1 protein-coding gene and 1 pseudogene are annotated in these 863 nt (G+C 69.2%); both read right to left on the reverse strand.

Annotated elements, in window-relative coordinates:
• Positions 1-12: 12 nt before the first annotated feature.
• Positions 13-597, reverse strand: a complete 585-nt coding sequence (locus tag JCM19049_RS15875) for a DUF445 domain-containing protein (protein WP_054822031.1) — start codon at positions 595-597, stop codon at positions 13-15.
• Positions 590-863: pseudogene (locus JCM19049_RS15880) on the reverse strand (hypothetical protein); the annotation flags it as partial. The pseudogene JCM19049_RS15880 and the gene JCM19049_RS15875, both read right to left, overlap by 8 nt.

Below are 863 nucleotides of genomic sequence, written 5' to 3' on the forward strand. Positions count from 1 at the left end.
CGGGCCGCCCGGCTATCCGGCCAGGAGCAGGATTAGCTGCCCTCCGGTATAGATGGCCACCCCGGCCAGGGCCCCGATGACGGTCCCGTTGATTCGGATGAACTGCAGGTCCCGGCCCACCTGCAGCTCCAGCTTCGCGCTGGCCTCGGCCGGATCCCAGCCGCGCACGGTGTCGCTGACCAGAGCCGCCAGGGACTTACCGTGTTCTGCGGTGAACCGCTGCACCACCGTGACCAGACGGGCCTCAAGACTTTGGCGCAGGGCCCGATCACGCAGCAGTCGACGCCCAAAGTCCTGTACGGCTCCGTTCAGGGCCCGGCACAGTGGGGAATCCGGATCGGCCAGGGAGGCATCCAGGCCGGCCTTCAGTGACCCCCACCCGGTGACCGCAAGTTCCCGCAACTGCCGATCCCCGAGCAGCGAGTGCTTGAACTGCTCCACCTTGGCTATGGTGGCCGGGTCGCTTTGCATGTCCCGGGTGAATCCGGCCAGCCAGTCGGTGACCGCCCGGCGCAACGGGTGGTCCCGGTCCCCGGCCACGGCGCTCAACACCCCGCCCAGTTCGCGGTGGATCTTCTGCGCCAGCAGCTCATCCACGACCCGGGGAACCCAGGAGGCGAACGTCCGGTGACCACCTCACGAAATACCTCCGGGTGCCCGGCCACCCACACCTGGCACGTTGGGCCAGCAGCTGCACGGCCGCCTCGTGGTGCCCGTCCTGCACCAGCTTGGCCCCCAGGGTGCCCAAGGTGGTGGACCACTGTGGGGCCACCATGTAGTCCCGGGCCAGGGCCTGCAGCACCGGCAGGACCTGTTCGTCATCCACCGTGTCCAGCATCCCCGGCACCGTGCGCAGCTGGGCG

The organism is Arthrobacter sp. JCM 19049 (assembly GCF_001310435.1).